Source organism: Bartonella sp. AA1HLJMS (assembly GCF_042197445.1).
GTDB lineage: Bacteria > Pseudomonadota > Alphaproteobacteria > Rhizobiales > Rhizobiaceae > Bartonella.
In genome coordinates, this window is record NZ_JBHIRW010000223.1 from 1 (window position 1) to 1,012 (window position 1,012).

The 1,012-nt window shown below is 34.3% G+C and carries 1 protein-coding gene; it reads left to right on the forward strand.

Annotated elements, in window-relative coordinates; all coding sequences use genetic code 11:
* Positions 1-85 precede the first annotated feature (85 nt).
* Positions 86-601 (forward strand): helix-turn-helix domain-containing protein, encoded by a 516-nt coding sequence (locus ACFIQE_RS10775; RefSeq protein ID WP_375647994.1) that lies wholly within the window; start codon positions 86-88, stop codon positions 599-601.
* Positions 602-1,012 lie beyond the last annotated feature (411 nt).

Consider the following 1,012-nt stretch of genomic DNA (forward strand, 5'->3'; position numbering starts at 1 on the left):
TCTTAAAATTCATTTAAAGCGTCAAATAGAAGCTGAAAGAGTACATCTAGAAACTACACAAAATACGGCTTAATGCCCCTTTAATATGACACGACAAAGAAATGAACCCAAAACCCCATTAGCAAGACGCCTCATAGAGGTAAGAAAGCTTGTAGGCTTATCTCGTGATATATTTTCTCTTAAAATTGGTATTAGTATTCAAGGGCTTGGCAATTACGAACGCGGTGATAGAACCCCAGACGCAACCGTTTTAACATCATATGGAGAAAAATTTGGGGTCAACCTAAATTGGCTTTTGACTGGTGAAGATGAAATGTTCATAAACATGATGAAAACTCAGTCTTTCAATATATCTCCACCTACCATCCCTGCTGGTCTCATGAAAAAGCTTGGTCGCATAGCTTATACAACCTATCGCGATGCAAATATAAAGATCCCTCCTGAAGATATAGCGGAACTCGCGGCGGAACTTTATGGAAAACTGCAAGAGCTTGTTCAAGACATCAACGACACGGAAGAAGTAGAGCTTATTTTACCTCTTCTAAAACTGCATTTAAAGCGTCAAATAGAGGCTAAAAATGCACATCCAGAAACTACATAAGATACAGCTTAATGCCTCTTTAATATGAAAAATCGATATGAAAATCTTTTTACATTAAAAAAATAATATAACTATTTGATTAATAAGTATATATTGCCTCTAAAAATAGATAATCATCAATAGGTGAAAATCTTTTTTGCTTTTTTGGTCATTTTGGGCTGATTTTGACGTCAATTGAACTTTTGGAGTGATTTTTTTCACAGGGTCTTCAAAGGCGGTTTTCTGGGCTTTCACAGACGTTTAAAAATTTTTCACAGGGTTTTCAAAGACCTTTCAAAGCCTTCTCTCATTTTTACCATAAAAACGCACTTTTTTCTAATTTTCACTATTTTTCGCTCTTTTTTACAATTTTAGGTGTCAAAATCTATTTTGACAAAACGCGCATTTAATGCTAAATTTTATACATAAAAA

Excerpts from the sequence above, each read along its gene's own strand:
- ACFIQE_RS10775 (WP_375647994.1), top strand. The coding sequence starts at position 86 with ATGACACGACAAAGAAATGAACCCAAAACCCCATTAGCAAGACGCCTC.